Genomic DNA, 14,731 nt, shown 5'->3' on the forward strand with positions numbered 1-14,731 from the left:
TAAGAGACAGATTTCAATGGGCGCTATTATAGGGAGAACTCTATTGAGATGGTATAATTTGCCGAAAATTAGCTGATATATCGATTAGCCCGCGCAACTTTGCATCGATATTCATGTCAGGAAAGTGTCATGTTGTACCTTTTTACTGAAAAACAGTTAGCGTTAATTGAGTTGGAGTTAAAATCCTTGGGATTGTGGGCGAATGAACCTCCATCAGTTGAAGCTTTAGCCGATACCACTCCTTTTGCCTGTGAGTCGATGCCGTTTGAGCATTGGCTACAATCTATTTTTATACCCAAAATGAGTGTGATCATTGATCAGAGAGCTCCACTACCCAGTAACATAGCGTTGGCACCAATGGCTGAGCATCTGTGGCATCATCGTGCCGAGATGTGCAGATTAATATCCCTTATTAACCAATTAGATGAGTGTTTGAGTGAACCAAGATAAAGCATTGCATGAACAGCTTGCTGATGAGAATCAAGCTATTGACTTAGCTGAAGAACAAGCGCCAGAAATTCAAATCCTGTTTGAAGATGAAGATGTTGTGGTTATTCATAAGCCCGCAGGTCTGCTGGTTCATCGCAGTTACCTTGCGAGGAGAGAGCGATTTTTTGCAATGCAAATGACCCGGGACAAAGTGGGTTGTCATGTATTTCCGGTCCATCGATTAGATAGACCTACATCAGGGGTATTATTGTTTGCTAAAAGCGGTGAGATGGCCAATGTACTGTGTGAGCAGTTTGCAGCTAAAGAAGTTGAAAAACAGTATCTTGCAATTGTGCGTGGTAATATTTTACAGGGAGATATACTCGATTATCCGCTGAAGCAAGAGTTTGATGAGTTAGGCGATAAACATGTCGATCCGAATAAAGCGGCCCAGGAAGCGCAAACAAGTTATCAGCCGTTGCTCAATTGCGAAATTCCCTATCCATCAGGAAGGTATGCGACTAGCCGTTATTGCTTAGTAAAGCTTACGCCACATACAGGGCGTAAACATCAATTACGTCGTCATATGGCGCACCTACGTCATCCTATTATAGGTGATACGACCCATGGCGATGGTAAACAGAATCGGTTTATTAGAGAACAATTTGGTATTAATCGTTTGTGGTTAATTGCGAAGAAACTTAGTTTTAACCATCCTAGAACTGGATTACGTATCAGTGTTGAAACTGACTTAGAGCAAGAATGGCATACTTTATTCGGGGAGTTTGGATGGGGGGATGAAGCGTTAGATATAAATGCTAGTCAACTGATCTGCTGACAATCCTATCGCGCTTCTCAATTTTTGCTAGGGCGAATCACTGTTTTATATTAAGTAAGCTATCGCCCTACAACTATTCAATTTAATTAGCATCATTTGGCCTACCATTTATCCTAATCTTATAAAGAGCTATTGAACTTTTATTTAAGTCAGTTATGCCAATCAGTATAAAGATGTGACCGCTCAGCGCTGTAGGATCCCCTCATAATTCATCCCCCAACAGCCGTAAATGAGAGATAATTCTGCCAACCTCCTAACGGCATTGAGTAGGTCATCGACTGACATAGGGTATCGGTGTCACCGTCGGATCTGCTCTTTCCCTGTGCGCATTGTCGATAGCACATTAGCCTGAAAATGTCGTTGCAATTACAGTGCTTTACCAAAGAATCCTACCCACCAAAACGCCAATGGCACCAGCAAGGCTATCATTAGCAGAGTATCCATTCTTGCTGCATTACGGCTTCGGTTGTGGCGTAAACCAAATCCGTAAGATGGACTGTTTTAAGTCCTTAAAAGTCTCTTTTATCTGCATTCATTTTTGGTAAAGATTGACCAATTTCTTGGGCGGCATAGCCTCCATTGTTAGATTGGTCACATGGGAAACGTTCGCTCATAGAGCGTAATTGAACGTCCCTTAATGGCGATAGAGGCTCTAAGGGCAATGAACTCGCGCCCTTCACGCATATCTGACCAATCCACCAAAACGATAGGCATAGTGTGCTGTGTCAATAACCATTACTCAAGCATTGCGCAGATATCATTGCATTTGAATAGATAATAAGCTCGAAAGTTCAGTAGCCCTTAAAGACTATTTAGCCACTTTTATCGCTGATATATACTGCTTGTTGATATTTTTTGTGGTGGAGAGGTCTTGCTCTAAAGCATGAACCGTTCTGAAATAACACATACGTCGAATGTGAGCACTACGCTGAACATGTTTTAGATGTTTCTGTCGGCTGGAATGTCGCATCTAATTGATCCTTGAAACTCAATAACCTAGTGTAGCTATCAAGCTTTCAATAAAGTATGTTTAAATTATATGTAAATAATGGGCGGAGGGCTAAGTAAAACATGAGAAAAGTGAATCTAGTTTTTGGAACTGTTTATGGTAATGCGCAGTTTGTTGCGGAAACGGTGCAAGAGCAGCTAATTGCTGAAGGTCGCAAAGTGGCATTGATGACCTCTGACTCCCTAACAGGTTTTGTTCCACCGCAGGATGAATTATTACTTATAGTGACCTCTACTACTGGGCAGGGTGATATTCCCGATGACATTAACATTTGGTTTGAAACACTTAGAAGTGAGGCGCCCTATCTACCTAAGTTAGAGTATGGTGTTATCGCGTTGGGGGATTCTAGCTATGAGACATTTTGTAATGCAGGAATTAGATTCGATGAGCTCTTCAGTGAACTTGGTGCGAAAAGGATCGGCGAATTGTTAAAAATAGATGCTTGCGAAACAATGGAGCCAGAAGTTGAAGCTAAGGCATGGTTAATAGAATGGAACAAACTCATCGCTCTAAGCCCGGCCGATTAGGTCAACTCAGTAGTCAGTGGTTTAAGTTTGCGCAGCGATTAAGTCAATCGCTGCTACTTCCTATTGCTATTTTACCCGCTGCAGGAGTCATGATTGGTTTAGCGACCAATCCGGTCCCGTATATCTCAGAGAACGCGTCTATTCTGATGCTGACCATCGGCAACTTGATTTTTTCTATGATGCCGATGTTGTTTGCCGTGACGGTGGCCATTGGGTTTTGTCGTGATCAAGGTATTGCGGCTTTTAGTGCCGTTTTTGGCTACGGCGTCTTCTTTTCAAGTTTGTCGGCATTGATCAAGATACATCATATTCAAACCCAAACTATTCTAGGCGCCGAGACTATAGATACAGGTATTGCTGGGGGCATATTAGTAGGAGTAATAACCTGTATTGCTGTGAGTCAAAGTGAGCGAATTCGGTTACCAGCCGTGTTTTCTTTCTTTGAAGGGCATCGCAGTGCCCCGTTGCTTATGTTGCCGCTCTCTATCTTGCTTGCTTATCTGTTTTTACTTGTTTGGCCACCGCTATCAATTTGGATTGAGCAAGTCTCTAACTGGGCCGTTTACCAAGAGCCTGCATTTGCATTTGCCCTTTATGGCACCGTTGAACGATTGTTGATTCCGCTTGGTTTACATCACATTTGGAACGCGCCATTTTATCTTGAAATGGGTCAATATGTTACAGATACTGAGGTGTTTAGAGGCGAAGTTGCTCGCTATTTAGCTGGCGATCCTCAAGCGGGAAATCTCGCTGGTGGCTACTTGATTAAAATGTGGGGCCTACCTGCAGCCGCCTTAGCAATATGGCGATGTGCTGATAAAAGTGAGCGAAATAGAGTGGCGGGAATTATGTTGTCTGCAGCGTCTGCATGTTGGTTAACGGGGGTGACTGAACCGGTGGAATTTGCATTTATGTTTGTCGCACCATTATTATTTATTGTGCATGCCATGTTAACTGGGTTGGCATATGCCGTCGCTATTTCGCTCGATATCCATCATAGTGTTGTGTTTTCGCATGGTTTAGTTGATTTTAGTCTATTGATGGGTCAGTCCAGAAATGTAGAATGGTTTTGGATTTTAGGGCCGCTAACTGCGGTTATCTATTATCTGCTTTTTAGGGCTTCAATTTTAGCGTTTAATTTGAAGACTCCCGGCAGGGTTAGTGACGATGGAATAAACACCGTCGGCATTATCTCGATTATCAAAGCCGTTGGCGGTAAGGATAACATTAACGAGTTGACGGCTTGTTTAACGCGTTTAAGAATAAGCCTCAAACACGCTTCTCTTGTGGATAAAAGCCTGCTGAACCGCTTGGATGCAAAAGGTGTTGTGGTGCTTGGCAATGGTGTACAAATTGTTTATGGAACTAAGGCTGAACGTATTCGGCGTTTATTACAACGGTATTTAGATAGGCACAAACTGTGATCTTTTGGGAAGTCTAGGGTAGGAACTAATGCAACGAAAAGTGTTAATTACAGACTGTGCTGATGAGCCAGGGTTAATCACAAAGTTAACGGGCGTCTGTTATGCTCACGGATTAAATATCATTAAAAACAGTGAGTTTGTCGATAATTCTCAGGGGCGATTCTTTATGCGCACTGAACTTGAAGGGCGCTTTGATGATGAGCGTTTATTAGCCGATATCGATAAGGTTCTGCCTGCACAGCGTCATCGGAGACTCGTCAGTAAAGGTACAAAACGTATCGTTGTGATGGTGACTAAAGAAGCGCATTGTTTAGGCGACCTGTTAATGAAAGCCTATTATGGCGGATTAGATGTCGAGATTGCTGCAATTATTGGTAATTACGATACGTTAAAACCGCTTGCTGACAAGTTTGATATTCCATTTTATGAGGTCTCCCATGAGGGATTGACTCGTCATGAACATGAGCACGTAATGATGGACATCATTGCCAAGTTCAATCCTGATTATCTTGTGCTCGCTAAATATATGCGAGTGTTAACACCAGAATTTGTTGAGCGGTATCCTAATCGCATTATTAATATTCACCACTCTTTTTTACCCGCGTTTATCGGTGCGGCTCCTTATCGCCAAGCGTGGGAACGCGGCGTAAAAATTATTGGGGCTACAGCTCATTTTGTTAACAATTGCCTCGATGAAGGACCGATTATTAAGCAGGATGTTATTCCTGTGGATCATAGTTACAGTGCCGAAGAGCTGGCTAAGTGTGGGCGAGATGTTGAAAAGAGCGTGTTGAGTAAGGCTTTGCAACTCGTTTTACAGGAAGATGTCATTGTTTATGGTAATAAAACTGTCGTTTTTTAACCTTAGATGTTAGTGATGCAAACTGTGTTTTAAAATGAATACTAGGTTTTTAAATATGATATATAAAAAGAGCCGATAGGCTCTTTTTATATGTGGGTGTTTCGATGGTAGAAAAGAGAAACATGAGGTTAATAATTTACCGCCAAAATTTGGTCCTCTCCATAAATCATCGCTATATCTTTAATCGTTACAGTACCCGTTGCATAAGGGGCTATTTTACGTGCTGTGCGATCAGCGCCTTGACTAAGGGCAAACTGATGGAAGCTTTGAGCGTTACATACAAGGCGTGGAAATACCCGCTGCTTATTAATGCGGTATTCTTTCATTGTGCCATTGAACTTAACTAGATTATTACTGGCTCCGGCCTTGCAAACGGCAATCAATGTTTTTTCCATATGAGGCGTCATTGCGGCTTGAGTAGAAAAAGCGAAAGGTGCTAATGCGATTACAGCAATTGATAGTAACTTTTTCATTTGATGCTCCTAGCATTGTTTCATTGGGATCGAGTAATAGTAAAGCGCCTATTTTGCTAAAAAGCTGTTAGTGTTTTGTCGCGAAATGTATCTCAATGTGATGAGTGGATCAGTGTGTGTCTGAAGGTAACAATATATGTATGAACTGAGATGCATTTCCATTTAGGTGGTGTGATAACGTCGGTGAAGTCACTTGTTAGTCGTGATTGATGTTGCATAATGGCGATATGGTGAAGTGTTCGGCCTGTTTATTATGCCTTGTAGAGTGACTGGTTATACTGGGTGAGACGTTGTTTTGCCATCAAAGGGGATTGGTATAAGATGATCTTAAAAAATGATAACCTTTTGCTTGAATTAGAAAAATAAAAGTATTTGATTGTAATATGTGAAAAGAAAGCGCTGGGTTGTGTAACCTGCAAAACCTTTGTTAATGCTCAGATCTATGGTGATGCGAAGTTGCATCATTAAAAAAGCCAAGCTCGGTAGCTTGGCTTTTTATATCTTTCGAGTTAGTTAGTCAACGATACGTAATAGTTCATTGATACCCACTTTACCACGAGTCTTAGCATCAACCTTCTTAACAATAATCGCAGCGTATAAACTATAAGTGCCACATTTTGAAGGTAGGTTTCCTGATACCACTACAGAGCCAGCAGGAACGCGTCCGTAATGTACCTCTCCGGTTTCACGGTCGAAAATACGGGTACTTTGGCCGATATAAACGCCCATAGAGATAACACTGCCTTCTTCAACCACAACACCTTCAACGATTTCAGAGCGAGCTCCAATAAAGCAGTTATCTTCGATAATGGTTGGGCCTGCTTGTAGCGGCTCTAGTACGCCGCCAATGCCAACACCGCCAGATAGGTGAACATTCTTACCTATTTGAGCGCAAGAGCCTACGGTCGCCCAAGTATCAACCATAGTGCCTTCATCAACATAAGCACCTAGGTTGACATATGAAGGCATTAATACGGTATTTTTACCAATGTAAGAGCCCTTACGTACTGCAGCTGGTGGTACAACGCGGATGGCTTCCTCTTTAAAGCGTGCTTCATCATAATCGGCAAACTTCATTGGCACTTTGTCAAAGTATTTGGTTTCAGCGCCATCGACGACTTCGTTGTCGAAGATACGGAAAGAGAGCAGAACGGCTTTCTTTAGCCATTGATGCACGTGCCACTGGCCATCAATTTTTTCGGCGACGCGAGCTTCGCCTCTGTCTAACATGTTGATGACTTGCTCTACGTCGGCACGAATCGCCGCATCGACTGTGTTAGGTGTAATGTCTGCGCGAGCTTCAAAAGCTGCCTCAATACGTTGGCGTAAAGCCTCCATTAATATCTCCCAATTATCATTAAATATGAATGCTGATTAAATCTTAATTACTAGGCTCAGATAGCGCTTGGATTAGCGCTGCACTAAGCTCATCTTGTTGAACTTGATCTAATTGTTGTCCGTCTGTCGTTTGCAACATGAAAAAATCTTCGGCTCGTTCACCAATAGTGGTAATTTTCGCGCCTAACAGCGACACCTGACAACGATAGAAAATATCACCGACTTTAGCCAGTAGTCCTGGGCTGTCTAATGCGATTAATTCCATCATGGTGGTTTTTTGCTTACGTGTAGGCAAAAAACTGACTTGGGTGCGAACTCTAAAAGGTTTCATCTGCCTAGGTAGCTTTTTAAATTTAGGCAGTTTCGCGGTATCGCTATTTAATGCTTTGATGACCGCTTTTTTCAATCCTTGTATTCGAGATATTTGCGAAACCGGGTTGCCATCTTGCTCCAAAATGACAAAAGAATCCAGTGCATAACCATCCTTTGAGTTCATGATACTGGCATCATGAACATTTATATTCTTGTTATCCAGTACTGCCATAACCGTGGCGAATAACTTAGGTTTATCTGGACTATAAACAAAAATTTCTGTTCCGCCTCGAGTTGTATGCTTAGAGATCAATACCAGTGGTTCGTCATGCTTATGTTTGAGTATCGCTTCAGCATGCCAAGCAATTTGATTGGGCTGATGGCGAAGGAAGTAGTCAGCTTTAAAACGCTGCCATAATAGGTCTAGACTCTTCTCTTTGATGCCGCGTCTTAATAGCTCCTTTTTCGCTTTAGCTTGGTGCTCTCTCACTCTGGCTCTAATATCTACAGGTTTTTCCTTGCCCCTTGCGAGGACCCGTTGGGTTGAAAAGTACAGATCGCGTAATAGCGAGCCTTTCCAGTTATTCCAAGTTTTCTCGTTGGTTGCGCAGATATCGGCCACGGTTAGGCAGTAAAGATAACTCAGGTGCACCGCATCACGCACTTTATCGGCGAATTCGGCAACGATGTCAGGATCTGAAATATCGCGGCGCTGAGCCGTAACCGACATCACCAAGTGATTTTCCACTAACCAACTGACTAGACGACCGTCGTGTTTATTTAAGCCATGCAGATCGCAAAACGCCTGTGCATCTACCGCACCAAGCTTGCTGTGATCGCCGCCGCGTCCCTTGCCAATGTCATGAAAAATAGCAGCCAGTACCAATAGCCCTTTTTTGGGAAGTTGATTTATTAATACTGCGCCTAATGGAAATTCCTCTTTTTGCTCCGATTGAGAGAAGCGATCAATATTGAGCAGTAATCTGTGGGTATGCTCGTCAACGGTATAGGCATGAAATAGATCAAACTGCATTTGACCTTCAATATTGCGCCAAGCGGGTATATAAGCGGATAACATACCGTGGCTATGCATTAATGATAGCGATGCTATGCCACGTGGATGACGTAAGATTTGGAGAAATACCGCTCGACAACGCTCATTTTCCATCAAAGGTTGTGTTTGTGAGCGTCGAGCGCGGCGCAGGCTGCGTAGGGTAGGCGCATAAATCGCTTTAACATTTGAGTTGCGTGCGACTTGCAAGAATAGACCCATTAATTCAGCTGGATCATCAAAAAGATCCGGTGTTAGCAGTTCGATAAAGATACCGCGGCGTTGATAGTTTTCGTCAATCTTTTTAATTTCTAACGCTTTGGTATGCCCAAGTGTCGCTCGTTTAAACAGTTGCAATAGCATCTGGTTTAATTCCATCACTCGGCGCACGGTGCGATAGTAGCGTTTCATCATTTGTTCAACTGCTAGCTGGGTCTCATCCTTGTAACCAAGCAGTTCCGCGACTTGGCGCTGAAGATCGAACAGTAAACGGTTTTCATCACGTCCAGAGATCAGGTGCAACGCAAAGCGCAGACGCCAAAGATAATCTTGACACTCTAGCAGTTCATCTAACTCATTTTTTTCTAAAAAACCGTGGCTGAGAAGCTCTTCTGCGCAGCTAGCAGCAAAATAGCGCATGGCAACCCAAGTAATCGTTTGGATATCTCTTAAGCCACCTGGACATGATTTTATATTAGGCTCGAGATCGAACGCGCTGGCTTTTGCATGCCTAGCAAATTGCTCGTCGCGTTTAGCGACAAAGAACTCGCTAGCAGGCCAGAAATTAGCTTCTCGTACACCATCATAAAGTTGATTAAACAGGGTTTGCTGACCACTTAATAACCGTGCTTCGAGTAAATTGGTCGCTATGGTAATATCGTTAAGACCAAGCGCTAGGGTTTCATTTAAGGTTCGAACACTATGACCCACTTCTAAGCCTGCATCCCAAAGAAACGCAATATAGTTTCCTAGAGCGACTTCTCCTGCTTTAGATAGCTTGCCATCGATAAGAAATAAAAGATCGACATCAGATTGAGGATGCAACTCACCACGGCCGTAACCGCCTACGGCAATGAGGGCGATAGGGTGCTCAGTGAGTTGATGTAATTGCCATTGCTTAATGAGCAGTTCATCGACAAATCGGCAACGCTGACTTACCAGCTCGGTTACCGATTCTCCAGCGCTAAATCGCTCTAATAGTTCTTGGTTTTGTTGTTTTAAGGCGGTCTTTGCTGTTAGCGCTGTGTTCATTGTTGTCCTTAAATCTGATAAAGATAGCAAGTATTAATACTTGCTATCTTGAGTTACCGCAACACAGAATGTAGGCAGTTAATGGTTGATGATACGCGGAAAATCCTCTTCTTCGCGTAGGGTTAATACTTCAACACCAGTAGGTGTGATTAATAAAGTATGTTCCCATTGGGCGGAGTTTTTCCCATCAGAAGTGGTGACCGTCCAGTTATCATCTTTGTCTAATACACTGGTGTGGCGACCTGCATTTATCATGGGTTCGATGGTAAAACACATACCTGGGCGCAATAGGGTTTTATCATTATTCTTATAATGCATGACCTGAGGTTCTTCATGGAAACCCGCGCCAATACCGTGGCCGCAATAGTCAGTAACAATACTGTATTTTTCTAAGCCAGTTTTCTTACCTTTAACATATTTCTCGATGATGGTACCAATTTCTCCTAGTTTCATCCCTGGGCGCACTTTTTTGATGGCTTCGTAAAGACTTTCTTGAGCGATGCGGCAGAGGCGCTTGTCTTTAGCGCTAACATCACCAATTAAGAACATCTTAGAGGTATCGCCATGATAGCCGTCTTTAATGACAGTAATATCGAGATTAATAATGTCACCGTCTTTTAATGCTCTGTCGCTCGGAATGCCGTGACAAATGACTTCGTTAATAGAGGTACAAATAGATTTAGGGAAGCCGTGATAATCGAGCGGGGCAGAAATTGCGCCTTGTTCTTCTGTGTACTTAGCGCAAATATCGTTGAGTTCGTTAGTCGTTACGCCAGCCTTTACATAAGGGGCTATCATCTCTAGTACGTCAGCGGCCAATTTACCTGCGGCGCGCATTTTTTCAATCTCTTCGGCTGTTTTAATCACTATACTCATTAAGCTGTCTCTTGGGTTTTGGTAGCTGCATTTTGGGCGCGTTTGCTACGCTAAAAATTTGTGTTTGCGCTGGTATTATGGTATAAAGCGCGCCGTTACGTTTGACTCTTACCTACTTTGTCGTCTGACATTAGATTTAAGAGCGGATGTGGCAGCCATTATACATGGCAATTACTAAATACTAAATCACACACGTATCGACACGTTCTCCGGGGTGCCTATTTAGGTCGGAGATATGGGATGCGTGGAGGTCTAACCCCTAATTTTAAGGTAATAAAATGACTACAGTTTCAATGCGCGACATGCTTCAAGCCGGTGTTCACTTCGGTCACCAAACTCGTTACTGGAACCCAAAGATGAAGCCATTCATCTTCGGCGCTCGCAACGGTGTTCACATCATTAACCTAGAGCACACTGTGCCTATGTTCAATGAAGCATTAGCGTTTATCAGCAACGTAGCATCTAAGAAAGGTAAAGTGCTTTTCGTAGGTACTAAGCGCGCTGCAAGCGAAGCTATCAAAGAAGCAGCAATTTCTTGTGATCAGTACTACGTTGATAACCGCTGGTTAGGCGGTATGTTGACTAACTGGAAAACAGTTCGTCAATCAATCAAGCGTCTTAAAGATCTTGAAAGCCAGTCTGTCGACGGTACTTTCGACAAGCTAACTAAGAAAGAAGCGCTTATGCGTACTCGTGAGCTTGAGAAGCTAGAGAAGTCTCTTGGTGGTATCAAGAACATGGGCGGCCTACCTGACGTTATCTTCGTTATCGGTGCTGACCATGAACACATCGCGATTAAAGAAGCTAACAACCTTGGTATTCCAGTTGTTGCTGTTGTTGATACTAACTCTTCTCCAGACGGCATCAACTACATCGTTCCTGGTAACGATGATGCTATGCGTTCTATCCGTCTGTACACTGAGTCAGTTGCTGCAGCTGCTAAAGAAGGTCGTGGTCAAGACCTAGCTGTTCAAGCTGAGCAAGACGGTTTCGTAGAAGCTGAATAATAAGGCGAGATGAATTTCATCGCCCTTATTAACCAATAAGTATGATTGGTGAACAGGGGCCTTAAGGCCCCTGTTTTTTCACATTTGATTTGTAGAGATTTCTATAGAGGATTTAACAATGGCAATTACTGCTGCCCAAGTTAAAGAACTACGTGAGCGCACTGGCGCTGGCATGATGGATTGTAAAAAAGCGCTAACTGAAACCAATGGTGACATTGAGCTAGCGATTGAAAATATGCGTAAGAGTGGTGCTGCTAAGGCTGCTAAAAAAGCGGGTAACATCGCTGCTGACGGCACAATCCTTATCAAGCAAGGCGATGGTTTCGCTGCACTTTTAGAAGTTAACTGTCAAACTGACTTCGTTGCTAAAGACGGAAACTTCTTAGGATTTGCTAACGCTGTTCTAGATGTTGCTGCTGCATCTAAAGTCACTATCGAAGATTTGAAAGCACAGTTTGAAGAAACTCGTGTTGCACTAGTTGCTAAAATCGGTGAAAACATCAATGTTCGTCGCGTTGAATATATCGATGGCGATAAGCTTGCTGTTTACCGTCACGGTGAACGTATCGGTGTTGTTGTAACTGGTGAAGCTGACGAAGAAACCCTTAAGCACATTGCAATGCACGTTGCTGCTTCTAAGCCTGAATACGTTAACCCAGAAGACGTTCCAGCTGATGTTGTTGAGAAAGAGAAAGCCGTTCAAATCGAAATCGCAATGAACGAAGGCAAGCCTCAAGAGATCGCTGAGAAGATGGTTGCTGGTCGTATGAAGAAGTTTACTGGTGAGGTTTCTCTTACTGGTCAAGCATTCATCATGGAACCTAAGAAAACTGTTGGCGAAGTTCTTAAAGAGAAAGGCGCTTCGGTTTCTAACTTCATTCGTTTAGAAGTTGGTGAAGGTATCCAGAAGAAAGAAGAAGATTTCGCTGCTGAAGTTGCAGCGCAAATCGCTGCTTCTAAGGCGTAATCGCCGCTTTTTAGATACACCCAAAACCGCAGCAATCGCTGCGGTTTTGTTATGTCAATTAGATTGCCGCAACACGCATTTTTTCCGATATAATTGGCAAGTTACCCATCGGCATTTATCAGGATAAATAACTATGAGCACAAATCCAAAACCTGCTTTTCGACGTATTCTTCTCAAATTGAGTGGCGAAGCCTTAATGGGCGAAGAAGGCTTTGGCATCGACCCCAAAGTGCTTGATCGTATGGCACAAGAGGTTAAAGAGTTGGTTGAACTTGGTATCCAAGTAGGTGTTGTGATTGGTGGTGGTAACCTTTTCCGCGGTGAAGGATTAGCTAAAGCAGGTATGAACCGCGTTGTTGGCGACCATATGGGCATGTTAGCAACAGTTATGAATGGGTTGGCGATGCGAGATGCATTGCACCGTGCTTATGTCAATGCTCGTCTGATGTCAGCAATTCCCTTAAAAGGCGTCTGTGACGATTACAATTGGGCTGAAGCGATTAGTTTGCTTAAATCAGGTCGTGTGGTAATTTTTGCTGCGGGTACAGGTAATCCATTTTGCACCACAGATTCAGCAGCGTGTTTACGTGGGATTGAAATCGAAGCCGAAGTTGTACTTAAAGGTACCAAAGTCGATGGCGTCTATTCAGACGACCCTGTGAAGAACCCTGAGGCTGTCAAATATGACGAAATGGGTTATGACGAAGTACTCGATAAAGAATTAAAAGTAATGGATCTTGCTGCATTTACACTTGCAAGAGACCACGATATGCCAATTTTAGTATTTAATATGAATAAGCCTGGTGCGCTGCGCCGTGTTATTATGGGCGACCATGAAGGCACGATGATCAAGAGTAGCCGCGCAAAATCAGCCGAATAAATTTGTTTGTACTAACGAAAACTTAGTAACCCAAAAGGATATTAAACGTGATTAATGAGATCAAAGCAGATGCGAAACTTCGCATGGGTAAATGTGTAGAAGCGACTAAGACTCAAATGGCTAAAGTGCGTACAGGCCGTGCTCACCCAAGTCTACTTGATTCAATCAAGGTGTCTTATTACGGCTCAATGACGCCGCTTAAGCAAGTGGGTAATGTGTCAATTGAAGATTCAAGAACACTGGCTGTAACGGTATTTGATTCGACGCTAATTCCTGTGGTAGAAAAAGCGATTATGAGTTCAGATCTTGGTCTTAATCCAATGTCAGCAGGTACAACTATCCGTATTCCGCTACCAGCCTTAACTGAAGAACGCCGTAAAGACTTAATCAAAGTTGTTCGCGCTGAGGCTGAAAATGGTCGTATCGCAGTACGTAACGTACGTCGTGATGCGAACTCAGATGTAAAAGCATTAGAGAAAGACAAAGAGTGTACAGAAGATGATGTACGTCGCAGTGAAGACGAGATTCAAAAGTTTACTGATGCTCACGTTAAAATGATTGACGAGATTTTGGCTGCAAAAGAAGCTGAGTTGATGGAAGTCTAATCTCCCAGCTTAGTCACTAGAGTTAACACGCCGTGTAGGGGTATACTACACGGCGTTTGCTATTTTAAAGGGTTGTAATAGATGTCGATCGAACCTCAAACTGGCACTGAGTTTTCAAATGAAACACTCTCAGAGCTAGTAAAGCAGTCTACCCCTAAGCACGTTGCGATCATCATGGATGGGAATGGGCGCTGGGCTCAGACTCAAGGTAAGCCTCGTGTCATTGGACACAAAGCTGGGGTTAAGGCTGTTAGACGTGCCGTAAGCACGGCTCGAGAGATGGGGATAGGCTCACTGACATTGTTTGCATTTTCAAGTGAGAATTGGCGTAGACCCGACAAAGAAGTCAGTTTGTTGATGGAGCTATTTTTTACTGTGTTGCAAAGAGAACTCAAACTGCTGCACAAAAACGGCGTTCGTCTTAACATCATTGGTGATATCAGCCGTTTTTCAGTGCGTTTGCAAAAGCAAATTGCCTCCGCAATGGCGAAAACCGCCGATAATGATGGTTTGATTTTGAACGTTGCAGCCAACTATGGTGGTCGTTGGGACATTATCCAAGCGGCACAAACCTTAGCCAAAAAGGTTGAATCTGGTGAAATGAACAGCAGTCAGTTCACTGAGGAGGCGTTAAGTCAGCATTTATGCATGCAAAATCAGCCGGAAGTTGATTTAATGATCCGAACGGGTGGAGATTACCGCATCAGTAACTTTGTCCTCTGGCAGGCAGCCTATGCAGAGTTAGTATTTACTGATGTACTTTGGCCCGATTTCGATGAGCAAACCTTTAAAGATGCGGTAGCCGTATTTGCTACACGCCAGCGCCGTTTTGGGTTAACGGGATCTCAAATTGAGACATTACAGGCTGAATGCTAAATAATA

14 protein-coding genes are annotated in these 14,731 nt (G+C 43.2%); 10 read left to right on the top strand and 4 right to left on the bottom strand.

What is annotated here, in order from left to right; translation table 11 throughout:
• Nucleotides 1-129 precede the first annotated feature (129 nt).
• The 5 genes from K0I62_RS06070 to purU all read left to right on the top strand — a co-directional run bounded on the left by K0I62_RS06070 (nucleotide 130) and on the right by purU (nucleotide 5,089).
• Nucleotides 130-450 (top strand): YqcC family protein, encoded by a 321-nt coding sequence (locus K0I62_RS06070; RefSeq protein ID WP_220070591.1) that lies wholly within the window; start codon nucleotides 130-132, stop codon nucleotides 448-450.
• Entirely contained in the window at nucleotides 437-1,267 is an 831-nt protein-coding gene (gene truC, locus K0I62_RS06075; protein ID WP_220070592.1) for a tRNA pseudouridine(65) synthase TruC, read from the top strand. Before K0I62_RS06070 ends, truC begins: the two co-directional genes overlap by 14 nt.
• Nucleotides 1,268-2,338: 1,071 nt before the next feature.
• Nucleotides 2,339-2,803 (top strand): flavodoxin, encoded by a 465-nt coding sequence (locus K0I62_RS06085; RefSeq protein WP_220070593.1) that lies wholly within the window; start codon nucleotides 2,339-2,341, stop codon nucleotides 2,801-2,803.
• Entirely contained in the window at nucleotides 2,755-4,227 is a 1,473-nt protein-coding gene (locus K0I62_RS06090; protein WP_220070594.1) for a PTS transporter subunit EIIC, read from the top strand. The genes K0I62_RS06085 and K0I62_RS06090 overlap by 49 nt, the downstream gene beginning before the upstream one ends.
• Before the next feature lie 28 nt (nucleotides 4,228-4,255).
• The gene (purU, locus tag K0I62_RS06095; RefSeq protein WP_220070595.1) at nucleotides 4,256-5,089 is read left to right on the top strand and encodes a formyltetrahydrofolate deformylase; all 834 of its coding nucleotides are present in this window, start codon (nucleotides 4,256-4,258) and stop codon (nucleotides 5,087-5,089) included.
• Nucleotides 5,090-5,217: 128 nt separating this feature from the next.
• Here the strand turns inward: purU and K0I62_RS06100 are convergent, their stop codons facing one another.
• The 4 genes from K0I62_RS06100 to map all read right to left on the bottom strand — a co-directional run bounded on the left by K0I62_RS06100 (nucleotide 5,218) and on the right by map (nucleotide 10,390).
• Nucleotides 5,218-5,562: a DUF3718 domain-containing protein gene (locus K0I62_RS06100; protein ID WP_220070596.1), complete on the bottom strand. Its 345-nt coding sequence runs from the start codon at nucleotides 5,560-5,562 to the stop codon at nucleotides 5,218-5,220.
• A gap of 513 nt (nucleotides 5,563-6,075) precedes the next feature.
• A complete protein-coding gene (gene dapD, locus K0I62_RS06105; RefSeq protein WP_220070597.1) occupies nucleotides 6,076-6,900 on the bottom strand; it encodes a 2,3,4,5-tetrahydropyridine-2,6-dicarboxylate N-succinyltransferase in 825 nt (274 codons plus the stop codon).
• Between the two features lie 43 nt (nucleotides 6,901-6,943).
• Nucleotides 6,944-9,514: a bifunctional uridylyltransferase/uridylyl-removing protein GlnD gene (glnD, locus tag K0I62_RS06110; RefSeq protein WP_220070598.1), complete on the bottom strand. Its 2,571-nt coding sequence runs from the start codon at nucleotides 9,512-9,514 to the stop codon at nucleotides 6,944-6,946.
• A gap of 78 nt (nucleotides 9,515-9,592) precedes the next feature.
• The gene (gene map / locus K0I62_RS06115) at nucleotides 9,593-10,390 is read right to left on the bottom strand and encodes a type I methionyl aminopeptidase (RefSeq protein ID WP_220063617.1); all 798 of its coding nucleotides are present in this window, start codon (nucleotides 10,388-10,390) and stop codon (nucleotides 9,593-9,595) included.
• Between the two features lie 278 nt (nucleotides 10,391-10,668).
• Between map and rpsB the strand changes: the two genes are divergently transcribed.
• The 5 genes from rpsB to uppS all read left to right on the top strand — a co-directional run bounded on the left by rpsB (nucleotide 10,669) and on the right by uppS (nucleotide 14,725).
• A complete protein-coding gene (gene rpsB / locus K0I62_RS06120) occupies nucleotides 10,669-11,397 on the top strand; it encodes a 30S ribosomal protein S2 (protein ID WP_220070599.1) in 729 nt (242 codons plus the stop codon).
• Between the two features lie 118 nt (nucleotides 11,398-11,515).
• Nucleotides 11,516-12,364: a translation elongation factor Ts gene (gene tsf, locus K0I62_RS06125; protein ID WP_220070600.1), complete on the top strand. Its 849-nt coding sequence runs from the start codon at nucleotides 11,516-11,518 to the stop codon at nucleotides 12,362-12,364.
• 133 nt (nucleotides 12,365-12,497) lie between these two features.
• Complete coding sequence (gene pyrH / locus K0I62_RS06130; protein WP_220070601.1) at nucleotides 12,498-13,244, top strand: UMP kinase; 747 nt, start codon at nucleotides 12,498-12,500, stop codon at nucleotides 13,242-13,244.
• A 47-nt stretch (nucleotides 13,245-13,291) separates the two neighbouring features.
• Nucleotides 13,292-13,849: a ribosome recycling factor gene (gene frr, locus K0I62_RS06135; protein ID WP_220063621.1), complete on the top strand. Its 558-nt coding sequence runs from the start codon at nucleotides 13,292-13,294 to the stop codon at nucleotides 13,847-13,849.
• 81 nt (nucleotides 13,850-13,930) lie between these two features.
• Nucleotides 13,931-14,725, top strand: a complete 795-nt coding sequence (uppS, locus tag K0I62_RS06140; protein WP_220070602.1) for a polyprenyl diphosphate synthase — start codon at nucleotides 13,931-13,933, stop codon at nucleotides 14,723-14,725.
• Nucleotides 14,726-14,731: the final 6 nt, after the last annotated feature.

Origin of the sequence: Shewanella psychrotolerans, assembly GCF_019457595.1 — a bacterium.
GTDB classification, from domain to species: Bacteria; Pseudomonadota; Gammaproteobacteria; order Enterobacterales; family Shewanellaceae; genus Shewanella; species Shewanella psychrotolerans.